Source organism: Marinimicrobium alkaliphilum (assembly GCF_003259155.1).
Classification (GTDB): Bacteria; Pseudomonadota; Gammaproteobacteria; order Pseudomonadales; family Cellvibrionaceae; genus Marinimicrobium_A; species Marinimicrobium_A alkaliphilum.
This window is the reverse complement of the sequence record NZ_QGMQ01000007.1, coordinates 104,156-127,922: the sequence shown is the minus strand read 5'-3', so window position 1 is coordinate 127,922 and position 23,767 is coordinate 104,156. Positions and strand designations below refer to the sequence as shown.

The window sequence follows — 23,767 nt, the reverse complement described above, 5'->3', positions numbered from 1 at the left end:
CGCCCTGCAGGCTAATCCGACCTACTCCACCAATGGCACGTCGCTTCCGGTAGGTCGGATTAGCGCAGCGTAATCCGACAAAAAACACACCAAACCCCAACCAATGGCGCGTCGCTTCTGGTAGGTCGGATTAGCGCAGCGTAATCCGACAAAAAACACACCAAACCCCAACCAATGGCGCGTCGCTTCTGGTAGGTCGGATTAGCGCAGCGTAATCCGACAGTTTGCCACCGACCCAATACAGCGCGTCAATGTCCGAGCAGGTCGCATTGGCCCGGCGATCGCGCCCTAACGCATTTTGGTTATTTTTACGCCCAGGCGATGACCTTGACCTTCCGGCTCACAGTGAACGACTTCCGCATCGGCATCGAAGGCACTCAGGTGTGCGTTAGGAGAGGCAATCTGCACGCGAAGCTGAGTGCCAGGGGGCACCGGATCCGACACCCGCAAGCTGACGCCAGTGGCACTCAAATCACGGCAGGTTGCCGCAAGCGCTTCACTTCGGCCTTCGATATACACCCGCGCCTCGGCATCTACGGACATACGGATAAAATCGCGCTTGTCGTCGGATTTCCAGTTGGTCATTGCCTTTCCCTCACGCTGAAGTGCGGCCCGCACCGGTCTGGTACCAGTGTAGATCAGGCGGGCACGGTGCGCTCGCCGGCCCAGTGCCGCAGTTGCTGAATCTTCTCGGACATGACCACCGAGAGCGGATTGGTCTCAATAATCGCCTGGCGGATCTGATCGGTATCGAGCACGCACTGATCGGCAGACACCCGGTAAAGAGCGCTGACCACGGCCTGCTCGATTTCGGCCCCGGCAAAGCCGTCGCTGGCTTCGGCAAGTATCGCCAGGTCGAAGCGCGCCGGGTCGTGGCCGCGCTTGCGCAGGTGGATCGCAAAGATGTCGGCGCGCACATCAGCGTCCGGCAGGTCGACAAAGAAGATTTCGTCCAGACGCCCCTTGCGAATCAGCTCGGGTGGCAAACGGGTGATATCGTTGGCGGTAGCGACGATAAATACCCGGCTCTGGCGCTCGGACAACCAGGTGAGAAACGCCCCCAGCAACCGCTGGGAGGTGCCGCCGTCATTGTCGCTCTGGGACATCCCCTTTTCGATCTCATCGAGCCAGAGTACACAGGGTGCCATGGCGTCGGCCAGGGCCAAAGCCTGGCGCAGGTTGCGTTCGGTTTCACCGTGGTATTTGTTGTACAGGGCGCCTACATCCAGGCGCAGCAAGGCCTGCCCCCACAAACCCGCCACCGCCTTGGCGGCCAGGCTCTTGCCGCTGCCCTGAACCCCCAGCAGCATAATGCCCTTGGGGTGATCCAGGCTGCTGTCCGTGCCGATAAAAGCGTCGCGCCGGGCATTGAGCCAACGGCGCAGATTGCTGAGCCCGCCAACATTGGCAAAAGACTGGGTATCCTGCTCGAAGCTCATCACGCCTTCCATATCGAGCAGCTCGAATTTGGCCTTGTTGACCGCGGGCAGGTCGGCATCGGTTATGGCGCCGTCCTCCCAGATGGCGATGCGCACCAGACGCCGGACGTCGCTGACGCTCAAACCCTGAAGATTGCTCACCAGTTTACGCAGGGTGATATTGTCGGTTTTGATGCGCGCCCGGCCGTTGCGCTCGGACCAGGTCTTGGCTTCTTCACGGATGATCTCCATGATCCGCTCATCGTTGGGCAGCTGCAGCGGGTAGGTCGCCGCATAGCGGGACAGCTCCGACGGCAGGCGCAGCTGATGACTGATCAGCACCAGGGTGTGGGGCACGGCCAGGTGGTTGAGGGCGATATCCTTGAGCAGGCGTACCACCCGGGGACGATCCTCGAGAAACGGGTGCAGGTCGCACAGGGCGAAAAGGCCCGGGCTCTGCTGGGCCTTGATCTGCTCCAGAGCCGCCTCGGGCTCGGTGTGGTCGGCACCCTTGGGCACCAATTGAGGGCCAAAACTCATCTGGCTGAGGCCGTCGGTGAGCGACCAGCGATAGAGATCGTGGGCGCGCTGGCGCGCCAGGCGTTGGAGCATGTCGAGAGCTTTCTTCTCTTCGTGGGTTTCAATCACCACCAGCGGTACCCGTGAATCGAGCAGCAGCTGCAGGTCTTTGAGGTCTTGCATGCACATCGGTCCTTGAGCTTTTGTTGTCGTTATGGAATTTCACGTAGAATACTGGGAACCAAAGATTATGCCAACGGGGGTTTTTCTGCCATGACCCAGCGCACATTGAACAGTATCGACCGTCTGATTGACGGTTTTGACCACGCCCTGCGCACCATTACCGGCGGCACCCAGGCGGGTACTGAGCGCCCTTCCCCCGCCCATGACATGCCGGAGCCGGACCTGACCCGGCGCGAACGCAAGCGCGCCGCGGCCCTGATGCGGGTCAATCATACCGGCGAGGTGTGCGCCCAGGCGCTCTATCAGGGCCAGGCCCTGACTGCCAAACTGCCCACCGTCCGTGCCGAGATGGAACAGGCCGCCGCCGAGGAGATTGATCATCTGGTGTGGTGTGAGGCACGAGTGAAGGAGCTGGGGAGCCATACCAGCTACCTCAACCCGGTATGGTACGGGCTGTCGTTTACCCTCGGGGCCGGAGCGGGTTTGATCAGCGACAGGGTCAGTCTGGGGTTTGTGGCGGCCACGGAGGACCGGGTGTGCCGTCATCTCGAGGAGCACCTCCAGCGCCTACCGGTGGACGATGACAAGAGTCGGCGGATTGTCGCGCAGATGCTGGAGGATGAGGCCAAGCACGGCCAGGCGGCCTTGGATGCGGGGGGCATGGTGTTTCCCCGGCCGGTGAAGGCGGCCATGGGGCTTGTGTCCAAGGTCATGACCGAGAGTAGTTATCGGGTGTAGGGCGGGCCTACAGGGTTGTGGTTGGCGTTTTGAGTTGGGTTGGGTGCCTCAGGTGTCGGATTACGCCCTGCGGGCTAATCCGACCTACTCGGGACAGCGCGCCATTGTCCACGTAGGTCGGATTAGGCGCAGCCGTAATCCGACAATAACACCACCGACCCGACCCCGTGCAGATTACGGGGTTTCGACAATCTCGTAATCGTGGGTGATGTCGACACCACCCGCTTCGAGCATAATCGAGGCCGAGCAGTATTTGGTGGCCGACAGTTCCACCGCCCGCTTCACCTGATTTTCCTTCAGGTTCTTGCCGGTCACCACAAAGTGCAGATGAATGCTGGTAAACGGCGACGGCACCCCCTCCGCGCGCTCAGCCTGCAGCTCCACTCGGCAATCAGTCACCGCCTGGCGGGACTTTTCCAGAATACTCATAACGTCAAAGGTCGAGCAGCCACCCAACCCGAGCAGCAGCATCTCCATCGGCCGCACCCCAAGGTTGCGCCCGCCGTGATCCGGCGGCCCATCCATCACCACCGTGTGGCCACTGCCGGACTCACCCAAAAACATTTTTCCATCAACCCATTTTACGGTTGCCTGCATGCGTCTACCCTCAATTTGGTCACTGACTGAATCAATTGGCGGCAAGGTTATCACACTGGTCATGGGAACAATAATGTCGCCCTAATCAACACCTCAAGTCACTGGGGAACATTCTTCCGACAATACGGGTCAAACGCCGCCTCCAGCCCAACCGCAGCGCGAGTACAGACGCTTGCCATACGCCCCCATTCGGATTATGGTCTGTGTCTCAATACTGCTACAATGTTTGCACTACATTACAAATAGAATCAGGAGTTGACACTTGGTCGCCGTCTCATTTTCACCCCAACTCACGAATGTGGACGAATTCCTTAGCCACTGCCACCGCCGCCGCTACCCCGCCAAGAGCACCATCATCTACGCCGGGGACAAGAGTGACTCGCTGTTTTTTATCGTCAAGGGTTCAGTCTCGGTATTGATCGAGGACGACGAAGGCCGCGAAATGATCGTAGCCTACCTGAACGACGGCGACTTTTTTGGAGAAATGGGTCTGTTCGACCAACAGGACTCCCGCAGCGCCTGGGTGCGCGCCAAGGCCGCCTGCGAAGTCGCTGAAATCAGCTACAAAAAATTCCAGGAGCTGGCTGAAAACCACCCTGAATTTTTGTTCGCCCTCGGCAGCCAGATGGCCCGCCGGTTGCGCAACACCACCCGCAAAGTCGGCGACCTGGCGTTTCTCGATGTTACCGGCCGGGTGGCACGCACGCTGTTGGACTTGTGCGACGAGCCCGATGCGATGACCCACCCGGACGGCATGCAGCTCAAGATCACCCGCCAGGAAATCGGGCGGATTGTGGGTTGTTCGCGGGAGATGGTCGGGCGGGTGTTGAAGACGCTGGAGGATCAGGGGTTGGTGGCCGTGAAAGGCAAAACCATGGTGGTGTATGGGACACGCTAAGGTTGGGTTCTTTTCGTGCTTAAGCCGGTTTACGGCCTTGGGGGCTTGCTCCCGGGACTCGCTGTAAATACGTCCCTGTACGCTCGAAGTCGGCCGCAAGCGGCCCGGCCCTCCGCTAAAGCTCCGGGCGTTCAGCCAAGCGCAAAGCTGTGCTTTGCAAACGCTCGGCCTCACCCATGCCTCCTACGGTCCCGGGAGCAAGCCCCCAAGGCCTCCACGTTACTTCACCACCGCAACCCTTAGCGCTTGAGGGTGAAAGTGAAAGGCGGCTTCGTAGCTCGACCCTTGCTTCAACACTTCCTTCCCCCGTTTTATTAGCTGATTTTATTTCTACAGCGCGCAGACGCGATGCGAAGCCCTTCGGGGGTAAGGGGTGCGGGACTGTAGGAGGCCTGGACGGCCGACTACAAGCCTACAAGGATGTATTCACGGCGTGTCCCGCACCCCTTACCCCCGCAGGGCGCCCCCACTCCAATACTGAAAAATCAGCTAAAAAACGTCTTCAGCTCGGCGCCGGGGTCTCGGGCGCGCATAAAGGCTTCGCCTACCAGAAACGCATGCACATGGTGCGCACGCATCGCCTGCACATCAGCGGGAGACAGAATTCCGCTTTCGGTCACCACAATACGCTCAGGGCCAATCTGCGGCAGCAGATCGTAGGTGGTCTGCAAAGTCACATCAAAGGTGTGCAGGTTGCGGTTGTTGATACCGATCAGCTTATTGGGCAGCTCCAGCGCCCGCTCCAACTCCGCCGCATCGTGCACCTCCACCAACACATCCAGCCCCAACTCCAGCGCCAGGGTATTGAGATCATGTAACTGCTGGCGCTCCAGCGCCGACACAATCAACAACACACAGTCGGCACCGAGCGCGCGGGCTTCATAAATCTGGTACTCATCTACCAGAAAGTCTTTACGGATCACCGGCAGCTCCGTGGCCTCCCGGGCTTGCTGCAGATACTTGTCCGCGCCCTGAAAAAAATCCACGTCGGTCAACACCGACAGGCAGGCGGCCCCGCCGCGCTCGTAGCTGCGTGCCAACTCCGCCGGGACAAAATGCTCGCGAATGATGCCCTTGCTGGGCGAAGCCTTTTTGATCTCGGCGATGACACCGGCTTCACCGGCTTCAATTTTTTTCGCGATCGCGTCGACAAACCCGCGCGGGGCGCTCTGCTCCAGAATCTGGTGTTGCAGATCGTGGGCGCTGGTGCGCGCTTTGCGTTCGGCAATTTCTTCGTGCTTGCGCGCGATGATCTTGCGCAGTACGGTCGGGGTTTCGTTAGCCATGGTCACTACTCGTCAATCGGCAAACACAGAGGTGTAGTCTGCCAGCTCCTGAATTTTTTCTTTTGCCAGCCCGCTGCCGATGGCATCGCGGGCCATATCCACGCCTTCAGCCAGACTGCTGGCCACGCCACTGACATAGATGGCCGCGCCGGCGTTGAGGGCAATGATGTCCGCCGCTTTTTCCCCGTGCTCGCCTTTGCGCTTACCCAGGGCATCGCGAATGAGGGCGAGCGAGCTCTGGGCGTCGGTGACGCTCAAGCCAATCAGGCTCTGGCTCTGCAAACCAAAATCTTCCGGGGTGATGGTGTACTCGGTAACGCTGCCGTTTTTGAGTTCGGCCACCTGGGTAGCACTGGCAATACTGATTTCATCCAGCCCGTCCTGGGCGTGTACCACCATGACATGTTCACTGCCCAGGCGTCCGAGCACTTCCGCCATGGGCCGACAGAGCTTGCCGTTGAAGACACCAATCACCTGGCGTTTAACCTTGGCCGGATTGGTCATGGGGCCGAGCATATTGAAAATGGTGCGCAGGCCCAGCTCTTTGCGCGGGCCAATCGCATGTTTCATGGCGCTGTGATGCGCCGGTGCAAACATAAAGCCCACACCGATATCCTGTACCGCGCGCGCCACCTGTTCGGGTGTCAAACTGAGATTGATGCCTGCGGCTTCGAGCACGTCGGCACTGCCGGTGCTGCTGGAAACGGAGCGGTTGCCGTGTTTGGCCACGCGACCACCGGCGGCGGCCACCACAAAGGCACTGGCGGTGGAAACATTAAAAAGGTTGGCGCCATCGCCACCGGTGCCGCAGGTGTCTACCAGATGTTCGACATCGATCACCACCGGCGTGGCCAGTTCGCGCATGACGCTGGCGGCGCCGGTGATCTCGTCCAGGCTCTCACCCTTCATACGCAGGCCCACCAGCAGCGCGCCGATCTGGGCGGGGGTGGCTTCGCCGGTCATGACCTGGCGCATCACCTGCGTCATTTCATCGGTACTCAGGTCGATATGCTCGACCACCTTCGCCAGTGCCTGTTTAATGTCCATAAATCAGCCTCGTTATTCTGCGTGGATACCGGCGCTCGGCCGGTTCTTCTTCATCATTCAGGAATTCAAAAAATTACGCAGCAGGTCGTGCCCGTGCTGAGTCAGAATCGATTCCGGGTGAAACTGGACGCCTTCCACCGCCAGGGTCTTGTGTTTCACGCCCATGATCTCGCCGCGATTGCCCTCCTCGTCCTGAGTCCAGGCGGTCACTTCCAGGCAGTCCGGCAGGCTTTCTTTTTCAATGACCAGAGAGTGGTAACGGGTGGCCTCGAAGGGATTGCTCAGACCCGCAAACACACCTTTGTCGGCATGATAGACCTGAGAGGTTTTGCCGTGCATGACCTGCGGGGCGCGAATGATCTTGCCACCGAAAGCCTGGCCGATACTCTGGTGGCCGAGGCAGATGCCCAGAAGCGGGATCTTGCCCGCGAAGGCCTCAATGGTTGCCACCGAGATGCCCGCTTCATTGGGTGTGCAGGGACCGGGAGAAATCACGATCTTTTCCGGCGCCAGAGTCGCGATTTCGTCAACGGTGATTTCATCGTTGCGCACCACCTTGACGTCCGCCTCCAGCTCCCCGAGGTACTGGACCACGTTGTAGGTGAAGGAGTCGTAATTGTCGATCATCAAAATCATGGGTTCGAGCCCTCTGGCTGCCTTGGGCCCAAGGTCGCGGGGGTGGGCCAAATATCGGAATCAGGCGGATTTTAGCATGGAATGGACGGGGGTTGGGGGCGTCATGGTTATGGGAGAGGGCGGTGCCTCAGTGTCGGATTACGCCCTGCGGGCTAATCCGACCTACTGGAAACAGCGTGCCAATGTTCGCGTAGGTCGGATTAGCCCGAAGGGCGTAATCCGACAATGTGGCACCAACCCGGCATCAACGCGCCATTGTCCGCGTAGGTCGGATTAGCCCGCAGGGCGTAATCCGACAATGTGGCACCGACCCGGCATCAACGCGCCAATGTCCGCGTAGGTCGGATTAGCCCGCAGGGCGTAATCCGACAATGTGGCACCAACCCGGCATCAACGCGCCAATGTTCGCGTAGGTCGGATTAGCCCGCAGGGCGTAATCCGACGCTGAGGCACCCTTCCAGAAGCCGCGCGTACTAACCCGGGACTAGCCGTCAATGCGGCTCGTTGCGGCCACGGTTGACCATATCCACCGCCCGGAAGATGGCGCGCGCCTTGTTCATGGTCTCCTTCCACTCCAACTCGGGCACCGAATCGGCGACTACGCCGGCACCGGCCTGCACGTAGAGTTTGCCGTCCTGAATCACCGCGGTGCGGATGGCGATGGCGGTATCCATATTGCCGTTCCAGGCGATATAGCCGACAGCGCCACCGTAAATACCGCGCTTTTCACTTTCCAGTTCGTCGATGATTTCCATGGCGCGGATTTTTGGAGCGCCGGACAAGGTGCCCGCGGGCAGTGCCGCACGCAACACGTCCATGGCTTTGAGCCCGGGCTTGAGTTTACCGGTGACATTGGAGGTAATGTGCATCACGTGGGAATAGCGCTCGACCACCATCTTGTCCGTGAGCTTGACGCTGCCAATTTCCGCAACCCGACCAACGTCGTTGCGCCCCAGATCGATCAACATCAAATGCTCGGCGATCTCTTTGGGATCGTTGACCAGGTCCTCTTCCATGAGTTTGTCTTCTTCGGGCGTGTGCCCGCGTCGACGGGTACCGGCGATCGGACGCACGGTGACTTCGCCGTCTTCCAGGCGCGCGAGAATCTCCGGACTCGCGCCCACCACCTGATGATCCCCGAGATCCATAAAGTACATATAGGGCGAGGGGTTCAGGTTGCGCAACGCCCGGTACAGATCGAGCGCCTCGGCCTCGAAATCCACCGACAGGCGCTGGGATATCACCACCTGCATGGTGTCTCCGGCGAGCACGTAATCCTTGATCCGGGTCACGGCGCGCAGGAAATTCTCTTCGCCAAAGCTGGAGGTGAAGTTATCTTCGCTCAAGCCACTGTGAGCCAGACTCAGGTTGGCCGTGGGCGGCGTCTCACCGCGCAAGCGTGTGACCAGTTCATCCAGGCGGGCGTTGGCCTTGTTGAAGGCATCTTTTACCTCCGGGTTGGCGTGCACCACCAGAATCAGTTTGCCCGCAAGATTGTCGAACACCAGCACTTCGTCGGACACAGTCAGCAGAATGTCCGGGCTGCCAATCACGTCCTCGGGCATGGTGGCGCGCAGATGCGGCTCCACATAACGTACACAGTCGTAACCGAAGTAGCCCACCAGCCCCCCGGTAAAGCGCGGCAAGCCGTCGACTTCCGGCGCTTTGTAACGCTCACGAAACGTCTCCACAAAGCTCAGCGCGTCGGCCTGCTCCACGCGTTCGACCACTTCGCCGTCGCGCTCCACCTGAATGTTTTCGCCCCAGGCTTTGAGCACCGTTCGTGCAGGTAAACCGATCATGGAGTAGCGGCCCCACTTCTCACCGCCCTGCACCGATTCAAACAGGTAGGAGTATCGCCCGCGCGCGAGCTTGAGATAGGAGGAGAGCGGCGTATCCAGATCCGCGAGCACTTCGCGCATCACCGGGATGCGGTTGTAGCCCTGATCGGCCAATGCCTGAAAATGTTCCGGAGTCATCACAAAGCCTTATTTGACGTGGGCCAGCTCAGCGCGCAGGGCACCGATGGCCTGTCCGTAATCGGACGCATTAAAGATGGCGGAACCCGCCACAAAAGTGTCGGCACCGGCTTCGGCGGCGGCACGAATATTCTCGACGCTGATGCCACCGTCGACTTCCAGGCGTGTGGCGGTGCCATTCGCGTCAATCAGCGCCCGAGCCTCTGCCAGTTTGTCCAGAGTATAGGGAATAAACGTCTGACCACCAAAACCCGGGTTCACCGACATCAACAGCAGCATATCCAACTGCTCGAGCACGTGTTTGATGGTGCTCAGTGGTGTCGCGGGATTGAGTACCAGCCCCGGCTTACACCCTTTGCTGCGAATCAGTTGCAGCGAGCGGTCGACGTGGCGCGAGGCTTCCGGGTGAAAGGTGATATAGGTCGCGCCGGCATCAGCAAACTGCTCAATCAGCGCATCCACCGGCTCGACCATCAGGTGCACGTCGATGGGCGCCTCAACGCCATAGTCACGCAGCGCCTTGCAGATCATCGGACCAAAACTCAGGTTGGGCACATAGTGGTTGTCCATGACGTCAAAATGCACGATATCCGCGCCCGCCGCGAGCACCGCATCCACCTCTTCACCCAGGCGCGCGAAGTCGGCGGCGAGGATTGAGGGTGCAATTTTGAAATCCCTGGTAAAGTTCTGCATAAACCACCCGATGACCTAGTATTAGCCAGCCATTGTACTCAAAGTTACCCATAACCGAAACGCGCAACCGGGGCCACCCTGAACCGAATGACTCGCCAGCCACTGAATTCAGCCTTTCGCTCCGGCCTGCGCGGCCTGCCGCTGCTGTTTGGACTCCTGTTGCTCTGGAGTCTGAACAGTCTGGCCCAGGACGAGGAGGCACCGGACAACGGCGTCCCCGACAATGGCGAAGCCGCCGCAGCGGAGGTCGATGCCCCCGAGCCGGAACCGGAAGTGCCTCCCGAGGAACCCATCGATGCGTCTCGGGAGGCGCGCGACAACCGTCTGCTGGCGGCGGCCGAACCCGAGCAGGTGCGCTGGCTGGAGACCCCTCAGGGAACCGTCCCCGCCCTGTTCACACTGGCCGAGACCCGGGTCACCAAAGGTGCTCTACTGTTATTGCATACCGCCGACCAGCCACCGGGCTGGCCCCTGCCGCTGGAGCAACTGCGGCGCCAACTGCCCCGCCACGGCTGGGCCACGCTGGCGCTCAACCTGCCCTCCCCGGGTGCCGAAGAGCGCAATCCGATCATTGCCGCCCGCCTGGACGCGGCTCTGGCGTTTTTGCGCGATCAGGGTCAGCTCAACATCACGCTGCTAGTGGACAATGGTTCGGCGGCGGGTGTTGTAGCGGCGGGTACCAACCATATCAGCACCGACGGCAATCCGCTGGAGGGGCAGATTCGGGCCCTGGTGATGATCAATCTGTTGCGCGGAAATTTGCTGGATCGAGAAGGCTTGGAAGCAGTATTTGCGGCACCGGCGCTGCCGGTACTGGATATTTTTCTGACGCCGGAACCGGCCGGGCAAGCCGAACAGCGCCGGCGCCAGCGGGCTGCGGCCATGCGCGCGGGCGTCGAGCACTACCAGCCGCTGCTGCTGCCAGGTCCGGAGTTGGCCCGACGGGAGGATCATATGCACTACTGGAGCCAGCGGGTGCGCGGCTTTATGGCGCGCCACGCCGAGGGAATCGAAATCCCCAATCCAGTCAACCCCGGGTTCTAAATAACCCCTTCCATACGTGCCAACATCAGGCTCACACCGCCCAACGCAAACATCACCAGAACGATCACGCCCAGAAGAGTCCACATCCGAAAGGGCTTGCGCTCAACGCTGTTGACACCGGTTTTCAGATATTCATCAACTCTGGCCTGATCTTCTGGGTACAGCTTGCTGGGCATGTCTTTCTCCGAGGCGTAAACAATGCGGTCATTCTAGAGGAAATCGGGGCTCACCAAAACCACCTCTCACTCCATAGAAAGACAGGTGTAAAGAACAAAGCGGGGAATCCTAGGCGTGCTGATCAAAAAATGCGCCCGGGGCACTACCAGTGGTGATGCCGATCTCGACCAATCGGCGGTTAATATCCATATTGCGCTGCACGGATTCGCCCATCAGCTCATTGCGCCGCTCTTCGCGAGCTTGCTCCTGGGCCTTACGCTCGGCCTCGGCTTCTGCCCGCGCCTCCCGCTTTTCAATCCGCTCCTGTTCCTGCTCGACCACTTCTTCACGCTCCCGACGGCTCAACTCGGCGCGAGCCTGTTGCTCCATACGCATGGCCTCCATAGCAACGCGGCGGTCTTGATCTGACGGCTCGACCGGAGCATAGGCTGCGCGCCGGATTTGCTGGGCTTTTTCGATGGTTGCTTCGGGGTCGTCAGGAATCTCGCTCGTATCTATCGGCACTTCACCCGCGACGGCATAACTGACCCCATCGGGGCCGCGCACAGTCTGGTAGCTCGGAGCGCCGGTATAGCGCCCGCCGGCCGCGGCGTGGGCCTGCTCATGGGCACGCACTTCGCGGTCGCGGGCGGCCAATTCACGTATCTGTTCCCGCTCCTGGCGCTCGCGCTGCTGCTCCTGTTCACGCTGGCGCTCCTTCAAACGCTCGCGTTCACTGTCCTGACCATTGCGCTCGTCGGGAGAACGGTAGTTCTCCTGACGCGCGCTCTCGGCGGACTGTTCGAGCGGCTTGAGTGTCGTGGGACGTTGATCGGGCGTTTCCAGCCCGACAGGCTGGCCCCCTGCTGGGGTGTAGGGCGTAATAGCGCTGGCACTGTAACCCGTCAAGGGCACGCTTGGGATCACGGCTCGATACCTACGCCCTGAAGCGTCAGGCCTCGGTGTCGATCAGGCGGCCGAGGTTCTCGCTCTCGGCACTGACGACCCGCGCAGAAGCATCAAACACTTGCTGCTGCTGTGTGATATTGATCAGAGGCTCGACCACATCCATGGTGTTGCCAGCGACGGGCTGGGCGGCAGATTGGGACTGTGTCTGGGTGGTACCCGCAGCCGCTATCTGCTGGGCAGAATTGACCATCTCACGCTGACTGGACTGCATGCCGATCAGGGCTTGATTTGTCGCTGAACCAATATCCATCGCGGCCTCCTCGGTAGGCTGTCTTACAGGAAAGTTTAACGCGTTCTGGTGCCAGTATAACCCGGCATTGTTCAAATTTCACCCAGCTCCACATACTCTGCCGCGTTTTCTGCAGAAACAGGCGCCAAATGGGGCAGGATGCCCAGGCAGGGTGCCTTAAGCATCAGCCCCAAAGTGCCCAGGTTTTCCTTCAGACAGGGCATATCCGGTTCGAGAATGCTGCCTACCCAGCCCGCCAACGTCAGGCCATCGCGGCGGATCGCCTCGGCGGTGAGCAAGGCATGGTTGAGGCACCCGAGGCGCATCCCCACCACCAGAATCACCGGCAACTTGAGCTCCCGGGCCAGATCCGCCAGGGTTTCGGTCGGGTTCAGTGGCACCCGCCAGCCGCCTGCGCCTTCAACCAGGGAGAAATCGGCTTGCCCCAACACGCCCCGGCAGTAGCCCGCCAGGCGCGAGACCGAAAGCATTTTGCCGGCGTGCTGAGCGGCAATATGGGGCGCGATGGCCGGCGCCAGCGCCACCGGGTTAATCTGCTCGTAGGTGAGCGGGGTATTGATGACCGCCTGCAATTGCAGGGCGTCGTCGTTGCGCAGTCCGTCCGGCGTGTCTTCGCAGCCCGCTGCCACCGGCTTGAGGGCTGCGGTACTCAGACCCTGTTGCCCGGCCTTGTATAGCAGGGCCGAGGCCACCAGGGTCTTGCCGACACCGGTATCGGTGCCGGTCACAAAGTAGGTGCGTTTACTCATCAGCTATCACTCGTTACTTGGGCTTGGGCTTGGCCATAAAACACCTGGTAGCTGGCCGGCAGCCAGCCCTCGGCATCCCGGTGCTGCTCGTAGGCCAACTTCAGGGCGTCGATCTTGTGCCGACCGGTCAGTCCCGCGGCCTGGCCACTATTGATGTTATGAGCCCCCAGCGCTTTCAGCTCCCGGGTCAGCTCGTGCAGTTTCGGGTACCCCAAAACACGTGTTTGCGCCTGCCAGTCGCGCTCCGCCAACCCTGCGGCATCCAAGGCCTGACGCACGGCCGTGGCGGTGGCAAAGCGATTGACATGGGTATAGCCATCGACTTGCTGCCAGGCCCGTTTGAGCTCCCACAAGGTCTGCGGACCCAAGGTACTGAACAGCAGGTGGCCCCCGGGTTTCAGCACCCGGCGCAGCTCCGCGAACAACGCCGGCAGGTCGCTGCACCACTGAATGGCCAGGCTCGAATAGATGATGTCTATGCTCGCGTCCGCCAGCGGCAGGCTCTCGGCGTCGCCCCCGAGCCAGTAGCCGGGACCCGGGCGCTCGCGCCGCGCGAACTGCAACATGCCCTCGGCGATGTCCAGGCCGATCACTTGAGCGCCCGGGCTACGCAGGGCCAATTGCTCGGTGAAATAGCCGGTGCCGCAACCGAGGTCGAGAATCATGGGCGCCTGCGCGTCCGACACAAAAGTCGTCGAAGGCAGTTGGGTCAGCAAGTGCTCACCCACAGCGCGCTGTAGCCGGGCCACGCTGTCGTAGGTCGCCGCTGCCTTGCTAAAAGATTGGGCGACCCGGCGCTTATCAAGCGTGGCCGGACGCAAAAACTGGGCAATCTCCTGCGCTACCGCCTCCGGCTGACTCCAATGTAGAGCATGAGCCGCACTGGGGATCAGCGCCAACTGTTGAGCCGGATTGAATGTCTGCATGGCGCCCAGGGCCTCGGCAGGTACCAGCGCGTCCTGCTCTGCCAGCAGGTGGAGGCCCGGCTGACGCAGTTGCGCATAGGCGGCGCGGTTGTCCATACGCGCCAGCAGCGCCAGCGCAGCAGCCCAATCCGGTGTCAATCGAGCGTCGGTGAACAGCGGTCGAAGCTGTTTGAGCAGAGCCCGCTCGGCGCCGTCGCCCTTGGCGAGCAGCCCGGCGAAATGCTTCAGGGTCTGCTCGGGCTGCTGCTCAAAGCTCTTATTGAACTGGCGGTTGACAGCCTTGGGCATCGCCGCTGGCCACTCAGGGCGGGCGACAAAGCACAGGTTGCTTGCCAAGGTCACCAGGTGCGTGATCCGCTCGGGTTGGCGTGCGGCCAGGGCGGTAGCGAGCATTCCTCCAAACGACCAGCCCAGAAGCACGGCCCGGGCGGGCAGGCTGTCTTCAATACGGGTCAACAGGGCCTCCAATGCACCCTGACCGGCCCCGTCGAGCAGGGGCTCGCTGCCCCCAAAGCCTGGCAGATCCAACGTCCAGACTTCCCCCAGTTGTTGCAGGTGCGGCAGTAGAGGCGCCCAGCTGCGGCTATCGCAGCCCCAACCGTGCAGCAGTACCAGCGGCTCGGCCAGTGCCTGCTCGGGGCGGGTGGCCGGGTGGCGCTGTACGGCCAGTGACAGGCGCTCGGGTCGGGCGGCGGTTAGCGCCATCAAGACGTTACTCCTCGTTGTGTCAGGGTGCGCGGCACCAAGTCTGCCAGAGCGTCGAGCAGCTGATCCACCTGGGCCTCGGTGTGGGCGGCGCTCAAGGTGACACGCAGGCGCGCCGTGCCTTCGGGTACGGTGGGCGGCCGGATCGGGATGACCAGCAGGCCGCGCGCAGCCAGAGCATCGCTCATCGCCAGCGTATCGGCATCCGAGCCAATCACGATGGGTTGAATGGCGGTCGCCGAGTCCATGAGTTGCAGCCCCAGAGATTGCGCCCCCCGACGAAATCGGGCGATCAGGGTATGTAAGTGTTCACGGCGCCAGGGCTCCTCGGCCATCAGGCGTAAGCTGACCCGGCTCGCAGCCGCCACGGCGGGCGGCATGGCGGTGGTGTAAATGTAGGTACGGGCAAATTGGATCAGCGTCTCGATCAGGGTCTCACTGCCGGCGATAAAAGCTCCGGCAGTACCAAAGGCCTTGCCCAGGGTGCCCATCAGGACCGGCAGCCGGTCCTGACCGAGTCCGAAGTGCTCGGCGCACCCGGCGCCGGTGGCCCCCAGACAGCCAAAGCCGTGGGCATCGTCCACCATCAGCCAGGCACCCTCGCGCTCCGCCAGATCAGCCAGGGCCGGCAAGGGCGCGGTGTCGCCATCCATGCTGAATACCCCGTCGACCACGATCAGCTTGCGCCGGGCATCGCTGGCGCCCAGGCGCCGAGCCAGGTTATCGGTGTCATTATGCAGAAAGCGCTGAAAGCGGGCGCCGCTGGCCAGCCCCGCGTCGAGTAGGGAGGCGTGGTTGAGTTTGTCCTCAAACACCCCATCGCCCTTGCCCACCAGGGCACTCACCGCCCCCAGGTTGGCCATATAACCGGTGGAAAACAGCAGCGCGCGCTCACGCCCGCAAAAGGCCGCCAGCTCTTCTTCAAGGGCGTGATGCTCAAGGGAGTGACCGTTGACCAGATGGGAGGCGCCGCTGCCCACGCCCCAGCGCTCGGCACCGGCGTGCAGGGCGGCGGTCACCGCCGGGTGATTGGCCAGGCCCAGGTAATCGTTGCTGCAAAAGGCCAGATAGTCCCGGCCATCGACGCGCACCAGTGGCCCCTGAGCCGAGCCCAGGGTGCGCCGGTGCCGGTAGCGGTGCTCAACCTTGCGCTGTATCAGCGCCGGGCCCAAGACGCTGTCCAGGTGTTGAGAGGGGTTCATCGCCCGATATCCCACGTGCGCAAAGGCTTACTTGACCGCGTCGTAGAAAAACTCGTCGAGCTGGGCCTCCTGCACCGCGCCCAAAAGCGCCGCTTCCTGCTCTTCTTCGTCCTGGTGAACCTCATAGGCCTCAGGCTGGATGCCCAAGCGCTTGAACAGCTGCATATCCTCGTTGGCTTCCGGGTTGGCGGTGGTAAGCAGCTTCTCGCCGTAGAAAATGGAGTTGGCGCCCGCCAGAAAGGCCATGGCCTGCATCTGGTCGTTCATCTGTTCGCGCCCGGCGGACAGGCGCACATGGGAGGCCGGCATCAGAATGCGGGCCACCGCAATGGTGCGGATAAAATCGAAGGGATCGAGATCCGCCTGATCCGCCAGGGGCGTGCCCTCGACCTTGACCAGCATGTTTACCGGCACCGACTCCGGGTGCTCGCTCATGGTGGCCAACTGCAACAGCAGACCGGTGCGGTCGCTGGCTTCTTCACCCATGCCCACAATGCCGCCACAGCAGACTTTCATGCCCGCTTTGCGCACATTGCTGAGGGTATTGAGGCGATCCTGGTAGGTGCGGGTGGTGATGATGTCGCCGTAAAATTCCGGCGAGGTATCCAGGTTGTGGTTATAGTAGTCGAGCCCGGCGCCGGCCAGCTCACCGGCCTGTTCTTCACTCAGCATCCCCAGGGTCATACAGGTCTCCAGGCCCAGGGATTTGACACCCTTGACCATCTCGGTGACATAACCCATGTCCTTGCCCTTGGGAGAGCGCCAGGCGGCCCCCATACAAAAGCGGGTAGCCCCACCGGCTTTGGCCGCTTTGGCTTCTTCGATGACCTTCTCCACCGCCATCAGTTTTTCCCGCTCCAGGCCGGTATCGTAGCGGGCCGATTGGGGGCAGTAGGCGCAGTCTTCCGGGCAGGCGCCGGTTTTGATGGAGCAGAGCGTGCTCACCTGAACCTCATTGGGGTTGAAAAACGCCCGGTGCACGGTCTGGGCCTGGTACATCAGGTCGCTAAAAGGCAGATCAAACAGGGCCTGTACTTCAGCGCGTGTCCAGTCGTGGCGTATCGGGGCTTGGTGAGTTGCGTTCATAACCGCTCCGGTCAATCGTAAAAAGGGCTGTCAAATGTCAAAGCCCTCTATCTTAGCGGCCCCCAAACCGCTGTCAACCAAAAAACTGAAAAAGGGTTAACTGACGCAAACTTGCGTGACGGGCGATCCGATCTATAATGTTAAGCCCTGGCATTGGTAACACGGAGGTCACAACGATGCTCACCTTCCCTCTTCACCGCGTCTCCCAACGCCTGTGGCGCGCCGTGCCGACGCTCGGCAATCAGTTGCTGCCGACCCGCTGCCTGTTGTGCACGACCCCGCTGGGGGGCGAACTGCTGTGCCCGGACTGTGTCCATCATCTGCCCTATCTCGATACCCACCACTGCGTCCAATGCGCCCTGCCTCTGGACAGTGCCGCCGAACGCTGCGGGCAATGTCTGCAGCAACCACCCGGATTTGAGCACGCTGTGGTGCCTTTTCGGTACGCCTTTCCCCTCGACGCTCTGATCCACAACTTCAAGCACAAGCACCAACTGGCGGCTGGGCGCGCCCTGGGACAATGTCTGGCCGCCCACATAGAGCACCATTACGACGAACACCCTGAGCTAACCTGGCCCGAGCTGATCGTCCCTGTACCGCTGCACTGGAGTCGCCGACTGGCGCGGGGCTACAACCAGAGCGACCTGCTCGCCCGACAGTTGCAACGGGCCCTGGACATCCCTGTGGCGACGCGGGTATGCCGCCGGGTACGCCGCACGTCCACGCAACAGGGGCTGAGCCGTCGTCAGCGGTTGCACAACCTGCACTCCGCCTTTCGCATCAACCCGTCGACACTGGCAGCGGTCAAGGGCAAGTGTGTGGCGCTGCTCGACGATGTGATCACCACCGGCAGCACTGCCCGAGTGGTGAGCCAGGTCCTGCTGGGTGCAGGCGCGGCAGAGGTGCACTTGTGGGCGCTGGCGCGCACGCCCGAGCCCGACCGCCGGGACCCGGCTCAACATCCCGAAGCATAAGTGCGTACAATGGCGCTCCACCCATTTGCCAGAGCGCCCATTGATCATGACCCACGCCTACGAACGCCTGACTCCGGACCTGGTGCTCGACGCCGTTGAGGCCTGCGGCTATCTGAGTGATGCCCGGGTGCTGACCCTGAACAGCTACGAGAATCGCGTCTACCAGGTGGGTATTGAGGGCGCAGAACCGCTCATTGCGAAATTTTACCGGCCGGCCCGCTGGCGCGACGCGCAGATTCTGGAAGAGCATGTGTTTACCCAGGCATTGGCGGATCTGGAAGTGTCGGTAGTGCCGCCATTGGCCAACGCCCAGGGCGAGACCCTACACAGCTTCAGCGACTACCGCTTCAGCCTCTACCCGCGCCAGGGTGGCCACGCGCCGAACCTCGACGACTTCGACCAGTTGCTCACCCTGGGCCGGGTGATCGGGCGCATTCACGCGCTGGGTCAAACCCGCCCCTTTGCCGAGCGGCCTTCGGTCGATATCCAAAGCTACGCCCGAGACAGCTACGACTTCCTGCTCAATAACGCTTTTATTCCGGACAACCTGCGCGAATCCTACCGCACTCTGGGCGCCGACCTGATCGCGCGCCTCGAACGGGTGTTTGAGCAGGTCGAGTACACCCCCATCCGCCTGCACGGGGATTGCCACCCGGGCAATATTCTCTGGCGCCACGACGCGCCTCACTTTGTGGACTTCGACGATGCCCGCAACGGCCCGGCGGTGCAGGATTTGTGGATGCTGTTATCGGGCGAGCGCGAGCAGCAGACCGCGCAGCTGTCGGAGATCATGGAGGGGTATCAGGAATTTTGTGATTTCAATTTTGCCGAGCTGAATCTGATCGAGGCGCTGCGCAGCCTGCGCATCATGCATTACAGCGCCTGGTTGGCCCGGCGCTGGGATGACCCGGCATTTCCGCACAGTTTTCCGTGGTTCAATACCGAGCGTTATTGGGGCGAGCATATTCTGGAGTTGCGCGAGCAGCTGGCGGCGTTGGACGAGCCGCCGTTGGCGTTGTTTTAAGTTTTTTGCTTGGGTGCCTCAGTGTCGGATTACGCTTCGCTAATCCGACCTACTCGGACGATGGTGCGGGGTATCGGGTTGGGTGCCTTATTGTCGGATTACGCTTCGCTAATCCGACCTACTCAAGCAATGGCACGGTGTATCGCGTAGGTCGGATTAGCCCGCAGGGCGTAATCCGACACTGAGGCACCTATCCTATTCAATAATATCGTGGTTGGTGAGCACCTCATCGACCCCCACCGCCAACGAGTGGCGAACATCGTCTTCGGTCTCCGGCAGATAGGACAACACCCGGCCACCGTACCGACGGAAACGTGCGATCATCGCCGGGCGCATCAGGTTGATCCCCCCCAGGCGTGGCGGCAGGGCATAAGTTTTTCCCGGTTCAATCCCACCAAACACCGGCAGCCCCAACAAGCAGGCAACACCGGCACGCCGGCACTCACTGACACTGGCCAGACAAACGGCCTCCGGGTGGCGCTCAAGCAGGTATTGCTGCTGACGTTTATCCCAGAGCAGCAAGCGCACTCGACGCTTGAAAAACTCGCGCCAATCCGGCTTCTGCCACCAGTCAAACAGCGTATCGAGCGTGCGCATACCTTGCTCGGGCTTGATATCAAAAATCCAGTGGACGTCGGCAAACTCGGGCAAAAACTGATCAAAAAACAGCAGCGCCTCGCCGCCGTTCAGACGCACTTCGGCCAATTGCTCGCGGGTGCTTTCACACACGTCGAGATCCCAGTCGCTGATGCGGCGCAGGTTCCGGTCATGAGCCAGAACCAGCTCGCCGTCAACCGTCGAGCGCAAATCGGTTTCCAGGTGGGTAAAGCCCCGGGCGCGTGCCGCGCGAAACGCCTCAGCGGTATTTTCCGTCGCCGTCGCGCAGGCGCCGCGATGGCTGATCCAAAGCGCCTGGGGTTGAGCTGTACGAGACCGGGCGGTGCCGCTCATGCTGGATAAACCTCCGGGGTCGATTGGCAGAAACCCTAGCTTAGCAGCTCCCGCTATTCAACGCAGACATTATCGCTCTCGGTATTAGTCGCCCCAATGTCCTTGCAGATTCGACCAAATTCAGTCGAAACCGAGTTGCCGGTCACGGTATTGTTATCCCCATAAATCCGCAGCCCGTAGTTGCGCTCTCCACCCATAGCACGAGTATCTTCAATGATATTATCCCGAATCACATTGCGATCGGCGATTGACGGCGTGGGCGACGATTCGGCCACCGCATCCTGCACCAGGAACGCCTCATCCCCGGCATTGATTACCGTATTGCCCTCAAAGACGTTGTCCGACGCCTCAATAAAGACACCCTGATAGGCGGTGGTATCCACGACGTTGTTGCGCAGCGTGTTATGGGTCGAGCTGGACAATACAAATAACCCTCGACCGTGGTTGGTAATGGTGTTGTTCTCAACCAGGTTGTTGTGCGCATTGTTGGGCAATCGAATACCCGCATACCCGGACTGGATCACGTGATCGGCCGTAATGGTATTGTTCGCCACGTAGCTGTGGGAATGGCGACTGAGATTGATACTGCCATCGACGATTGAGTTGAAGGTGTTATTGGTGAGAGTCATGTGCTCGCACTGGTCGCTGGAGTAGGCGGCGGACGCCTGGTTTTCCAGGAACAAGCTGCTGTCGATAGTGACGTAACTGCTGCCTTCAAAACGCACCAGGCCGCCGTGAAACTCCACTTCCCGAAAGGCCAGGTTGCTGACATTCTGCAACAGTACGGTGCGCACCGGGTTGTGCAAACTGAGTTTGGCGATGACCACGTCCGCAAGATCCCGGTCGCGAGCGGCGGCCACCAGATAGCCATCGGGGTTGTTGCGCACCAGTACCGTTTTGCCGATACCATCACCGACAATATTGACCCCGGCGCGCGGCCTCAGATTACCCGCTACCCGATACACACCTTCGGGGATATACAGGGTATCGAGCCCCTGGTCGTCGTAGACCTGATCGACGGCCGCATTGAGCGCGTCGGTTTGATCCGTGCCGTCATCCGCCACCACGCCCGCCTCAAGCGCATTGAGAGACGCCGACAGATCCCACTCCAAGGTATGCTCAAACTCTGCCCGGGGAATATCGTCCAGTGGCGGCTCGGATGAAGCGCTGCTACTATGCCCGGACTGGTCCTCGGGAGTAGCGGGCGGCGGGCTACTATCACTGCCGCAGGCGGCCAGCAGCAGGCTCACGAGAACCCCCAGAGACAGGTGTCGAAAATTATTCATTGTTAAGCTCCTTGTCGCTTGTTATTGGTTTCACAGATTACTTCACGAAAATCATCAAAGGACGGGTGCGCCTATGCTCTACTGGCTAATAGCCGTTTTTCATTTGGTCGTCATGTCAGCGGCGGTTCTGCACGCACTCATCTGCAAGCGCGATCACCGCGCTGCGCTGGGCTGGATGGGGGTGATCATTATCTTTCCCATCGCCGGACCGCTGCTGTACTTTCTCTTCGGCATCAATCGGGTGCGCACCAAGGCCAAGTCGTTTACCGGTCGCCGTATACCCGCCTTGCATTTTGGTTATGAACGCTCGACCCGCACCGATCGGCCTTTTCACGAGCCGCTACTTGGCCATATGCCCCACCCACACCTGGCTGAAGTCGGAGGCCGGGCGACCCGTCACCCACTGATCAAAAGCAGCCATGTCACCGCGCTTTATAACGGTGAAGCGTTTTTCCCGCGCCTGATCGGCGCCCTCGACGACGCCGAGAACCTGGCTTTTGTTTCCAGCTATCTATTCGCCGCCAACGGCGTCGCCCGCGAGGTCATCGACGCGCTCTGTCGGGCCGCCGAGCGCGGTGTCGACACCCGCGTGATGATTGATGGCGTGGGCGCACTCTATTCGTTTCGCCGTGCCCTGCGACCGCTGCGTCGCGCCGGCGTGAAGGTCGCGCTCTTCGCGCCGCCGCAATTGCTCCCGCCGACACTCGATATCAATCTGCGCAACCACCGCAAAATTGCGGTAATCGATAACCGGGTCGGTTTCTTTGGCGGCATCAATGTTGATCACCGGCACATGGTCGAAGCGGAGGACAACCGCCACCCCACCGAAGATGTACACTTTCAGGCCCGCGGGCCAGTGGTCAGCGCCCTGCATGAACTGTTCGGGCGCGACTGGCACATGGTGACCGGTACCGAAGTTCCTCCCCCCACCCCCCCGGAGCCGAGCGGCAATACCCGCTGCCGGGTGATCGACGACGGCCCGGACGATACCCTTAATCACCTGGCTATGACCTTGAACGGCGTCTTTGCCGCAGCGCGCAAGCGCATCACCATCATGATGCCGTACTTTCTCCCCAGCGCCGATATGATTGCCATGCTCCAGGCGGCCGTGCTGCGCGGTGTACAGGTCAGCGTCGTGCTGCCCGAACGCAGCAATCTGCCCTATGTCGACTGGGCCTCCCGCAACATGCTCTGGGAGCTGGTGCTCTGGGACGTGGCGGTCTACTACAAGCCCGCGCCTTTTGCGCACACCAAACTGGTGATTGTGGACGACCACTATGTGCTGGCCGGTTCGGCCAATCTGGATGCGCGCAGTCTGCGCCTGAACTTTGAGCTGGGCGTCGAAGTCTTCGATGACGAACTGGCGCTGGAGCTGCAGGCTCACGTCCAGCGAGCGATCGCTGTCAGCACCCCGGTAACCCTCGAGTCACTCGACGGGCGTCCGCTGTGGCAACGTATACGCGACGCTGCGTTCTGGCTGTTTTCAAGCTACCTCTAACAACCACCTTAAAATATTATGATAGTACAATATAGGCGAACGAGAGCGCCCGCGCAACCCGCTGTCCGGTAACGCTGTTGCAAGGCTGTGCTATGCTCGCTAAAACAACCCCCTCCAGCGGAACGATGTCGATGACGCCACAGGATCTGACCACCCTGGCCGCCGTGCTTTGGTTTTTTACCGTCTGGCTTGGCTATGCCAGCTTTGCCCGACACCGAGCCCGGCGCTCTTACAACCTGTCCTCGGTGCTGCAAATCTATCGCAAGCAATGGATGCACAACATGTTGCGCCGGGATAACCGGATCGGCGACACCGCACTGCTGGCGGAGCTGGAACGCCAAGCCACGTTTCTGGCCTCTACCTCGATTTTTATTATTGCCGGTCTGGTCACGATCATGGCCTCAATCGAGCAGGTACATAACACCCTGGTGAGCCTGCCCTTTGCCAACAGCGACATGACCCCACGGCACCTGCAGTTTAAAATCATGCTGATGCTGGGCATCTACGCCTATGCCTTTTTCACCCTGACCTGGGCCGTGCGCCAGTACGGCTTTAGCGCCATCCTGCTGGGCGCGGCACCACTGCACAACGATGCCACTGTGTCCGACGAGGCCCGGCACCGCTACGCCAATCACTCGGCCAAAATCATCGACCAGGCCGGACACAGTTACAATTACGGCCTGCGCGCCTACTATTTCTCCCTGGCGGTGTTGCCCTGGATGCTCAATACCTGGCTATTTGTATTGGCCACGACCCTAGTCATGGCGGTGCTTTACCGACGGGAGTTTCGCTCCAAGCCGCTGCAAACGTTGGTGGACGAGATAAGTTCGGAGAAAACGGAGTGACAGGCCGAATCCATACCTTTTTACAATCAAAGATATAAAATCAATTAACTTTATTAAAAATATTGCTTGGTTATTATGGTGAAGAACCTGGTGCCTTCCCTGGAGAAC

The 23,767-nt window shown here is 60.7% G+C and carries 24 protein-coding genes; 7 read left to right on the top strand and 17 right to left on the bottom strand.

Going from position 1 to position 23,767, the window contains the following annotated elements; translation table 11 throughout:
• Window positions 1–288 precede the first annotated feature (288 nt).
• Together DKW72_RS12630 and DKW72_RS12625 are read right to left on the bottom strand one after the other, a co-directional pair.
• Window positions 289–585 carry a PilZ domain-containing protein gene (locus DKW72_RS12630; protein WP_111642744.1) on the bottom strand — a complete coding sequence of 99 codons (297 nt, stop codon included), beginning with the start codon at window positions 583–585 and terminating at the stop codon, window positions 289–291.
• 53 nt (window positions 586–638) lie between these two features.
• On the bottom strand, window positions 639–2,120 hold the full coding sequence (locus DKW72_RS12625; RefSeq protein ID WP_111642743.1) for an AAA family ATPase: 1,482 nt from the start codon (window positions 2,118–2,120) through the stop codon (window positions 639–641).
• A 90-nt stretch (window positions 2,121–2,210) separates the two neighbouring features.
• Between DKW72_RS12625 and coq7 the strand changes: the two genes are divergently transcribed.
• The gene (gene coq7 / locus DKW72_RS12620) at window positions 2,211–2,858 is read left to right on the top strand and encodes a 2-polyprenyl-3-methyl-6-methoxy-1,4-benzoquinone monooxygenase (protein WP_111642742.1); all 648 of its coding nucleotides are present in this window, start codon (window positions 2,211–2,213) and stop codon (window positions 2,856–2,858) included.
• Between the two features lie 174 nt (window positions 2,859–3,032).
• Here coq7 and DKW72_RS12615 read toward each other — a convergent pair whose 3' ends face one another.
• Window positions 3,033–3,455: an OsmC family protein gene (locus DKW72_RS12615; protein WP_111642741.1), complete on the bottom strand. Its 423-nt coding sequence runs from the start codon at window positions 3,453–3,455 to the stop codon at window positions 3,033–3,035.
• A 262-nt stretch (window positions 3,456–3,717) separates the two neighbouring features.
• Here DKW72_RS12615 and crp point away from each other — a divergent pair, with 262 nt between their 5' ends.
• A complete protein-coding gene (gene crp, locus DKW72_RS12610) occupies window positions 3,718–4,353 on the top strand; it encodes a cAMP-activated global transcriptional regulator CRP (RefSeq protein ID WP_111642740.1) in 636 nt (211 codons plus the stop codon).
• 485 nt (window positions 4,354–4,838) lie between these two features.
• Here the strand turns inward: crp and trpC are convergent, their stop codons facing one another.
• The 5 genes from trpC to rpe form a co-directional block, all read right to left on the bottom strand.
• The gene (trpC, locus tag DKW72_RS12605; protein ID WP_111642739.1) at window positions 4,839–5,639 is read right to left on the bottom strand and encodes an indole-3-glycerol phosphate synthase TrpC; all 801 of its coding nucleotides are present in this window, start codon (window positions 5,637–5,639) and stop codon (window positions 4,839–4,841) included.
• Window positions 5,640–5,651: 12 nt separating this feature from the next.
• Window positions 5,652–6,686, bottom strand: a complete 1,035-nt coding sequence (gene trpD, locus DKW72_RS12600; protein ID WP_111642738.1) for an anthranilate phosphoribosyltransferase — start codon at window positions 6,684–6,686, stop codon at window positions 5,652–5,654.
• Between the two features lie 57 nt (window positions 6,687–6,743).
• Window positions 6,744–7,322 carry an anthranilate synthase component II gene (locus tag DKW72_RS12595; protein WP_111642737.1) on the bottom strand — a complete coding sequence of 193 codons (579 nt, stop codon included), beginning with the start codon at window positions 7,320–7,322 and terminating at the stop codon, window positions 6,744–6,746.
• A 491-nt stretch (window positions 7,323–7,813) separates the two neighbouring features.
• Window positions 7,814–9,301, bottom strand: coding sequence for an anthranilate synthase component I (gene trpE / locus DKW72_RS12590; protein WP_111642736.1), 1,488 nt, complete (start codon window positions 9,299–9,301; stop codon window positions 7,814–7,816).
• Window positions 9,302–9,310: 9 nt separating this feature from the next.
• Window positions 9,311–9,994: a ribulose-phosphate 3-epimerase gene (rpe, locus tag DKW72_RS12585; protein WP_111642735.1), complete on the bottom strand. Its 684-nt coding sequence runs from the start codon at window positions 9,992–9,994 to the stop codon at window positions 9,311–9,313.
• Between the two features lie 87 nt (window positions 9,995–10,081).
• On the opposite strand from rpe, the gene DKW72_RS12580 reads away from it, so the two are divergent.
• Window positions 10,082–11,038, top strand: a complete 957-nt coding sequence (locus DKW72_RS12580; protein WP_111642734.1) for a DUF3530 family protein — start codon at window positions 10,082–10,084, stop codon at window positions 11,036–11,038.
• Here DKW72_RS12580 and DKW72_RS12575 read toward each other — a convergent pair.
• The 7 genes from DKW72_RS12575 to bioB all read right to left on the bottom strand — a co-directional run bounded on the left by DKW72_RS12575 (window position 11,035) and on the right by bioB (window position 17,081).
• Window positions 11,035–11,214 (bottom strand): DUF3094 family protein, encoded by a 180-nt coding sequence (locus DKW72_RS12575; RefSeq protein ID WP_111642733.1) that lies wholly within the window; start codon window positions 11,212–11,214, stop codon window positions 11,035–11,037. The two genes, DKW72_RS12580 and DKW72_RS12575, sit on opposite strands and share 4 nt — an antisense overlap.
• A gap of 109 nt (window positions 11,215–11,323) precedes the next feature.
• The gene (locus DKW72_RS12570) at window positions 11,324–12,121 is read right to left on the bottom strand and encodes a putative metalloprotease CJM1_0395 family protein (RefSeq protein WP_111642732.1); all 798 of its coding nucleotides are present in this window, start codon (window positions 12,119–12,121) and stop codon (window positions 11,324–11,326) included.
• Between the two features lie 25 nt (window positions 12,122–12,146).
• A complete protein-coding gene (locus DKW72_RS12565; protein ID WP_111642731.1) occupies window positions 12,147–12,413 on the bottom strand; it encodes a hypothetical protein in 267 nt (88 codons plus the stop codon).
• A gap of 71 nt (window positions 12,414–12,484) precedes the next feature.
• Window positions 12,485–13,162, bottom strand: coding sequence for a dethiobiotin synthase (bioD, locus tag DKW72_RS12560; protein ID WP_111642730.1), 678 nt, complete (start codon window positions 13,160–13,162; stop codon window positions 12,485–12,487).
• Window positions 13,162–14,793: a malonyl-ACP O-methyltransferase BioC gene (bioC, locus tag DKW72_RS12555; RefSeq protein ID WP_111642729.1), complete on the bottom strand. Its 1,632-nt coding sequence runs from the start codon at window positions 14,791–14,793 to the stop codon at window positions 13,162–13,164. Before bioC ends, bioD begins: the two co-directional genes overlap by 1 nt.
• Entirely contained in the window at window positions 14,793–15,995 is a 1,203-nt protein-coding gene (gene bioF, locus DKW72_RS12550; RefSeq protein ID WP_111642728.1) for an 8-amino-7-oxononanoate synthase, read from the bottom strand. Before bioF ends, bioC begins: the two co-directional genes overlap by 1 nt.
• Before the next feature lie 27 nt (window positions 15,996–16,022).
• A complete protein-coding gene (gene bioB, locus DKW72_RS12545; protein ID WP_111642727.1) occupies window positions 16,023–17,081 on the bottom strand; it encodes a biotin synthase BioB in 1,059 nt (352 codons plus the stop codon).
• Between the two features lie 176 nt (window positions 17,082–17,257).
• On the opposite strand from bioB, the gene DKW72_RS12540 reads away from it, so the two are divergent.
• Together DKW72_RS12540 and DKW72_RS12535 are read left to right on the top strand one after the other, a co-directional pair.
• On the top strand, window positions 17,258–18,055 hold the full coding sequence (locus DKW72_RS12540) for a ComF family protein (protein ID WP_111642726.1): 798 nt from the start codon (window positions 17,258–17,260) through the stop codon (window positions 18,053–18,055).
• A gap of 46 nt (window positions 18,056–18,101) precedes the next feature.
• Window positions 18,102–19,079, top strand: coding sequence for a serine/threonine protein kinase (locus DKW72_RS12535; RefSeq protein WP_111642725.1), 978 nt, complete (start codon window positions 18,102–18,104; stop codon window positions 19,077–19,079).
• Between the two features lie 195 nt (window positions 19,080–19,274).
• Here the strand turns inward: DKW72_RS12535 and DKW72_RS12530 are convergent, their stop codons facing one another.
• Both DKW72_RS12530 and DKW72_RS12525 read right to left on the bottom strand, forming a co-directional pair.
• Window positions 19,275–20,030 (bottom strand): glycerophosphodiester phosphodiesterase family protein, encoded by a 756-nt coding sequence (locus DKW72_RS12530; protein WP_111642724.1) that lies wholly within the window; start codon window positions 20,028–20,030, stop codon window positions 19,275–19,277.
• 53 nt (window positions 20,031–20,083) lie between these two features.
• Window positions 20,084–21,316, bottom strand: a complete 1,233-nt coding sequence (locus DKW72_RS12525) for a right-handed parallel beta-helix repeat-containing protein (RefSeq protein ID WP_111642723.1) — start codon at window positions 21,314–21,316, stop codon at window positions 20,084–20,086.
• Window positions 21,317–21,389: 73 nt separating this feature from the next.
• On the opposite strand from DKW72_RS12525, the gene DKW72_RS12520 reads away from it, so the two are divergent.
• Window positions 21,390–22,814, top strand: a complete 1,425-nt coding sequence (locus DKW72_RS12520) for a phospholipase D-like domain-containing protein (protein ID WP_111642722.1) — start codon at window positions 21,390–21,392, stop codon at window positions 22,812–22,814.
• Window positions 22,815–22,945: 131 nt separating this feature from the next.
• Entirely contained in the window at window positions 22,946–23,659 is a 714-nt protein-coding gene (locus DKW72_RS12515) for a DUF599 domain-containing protein (protein WP_232522402.1), read from the top strand.
• Window positions 23,660–23,767: the final 108 nt, after the last annotated feature.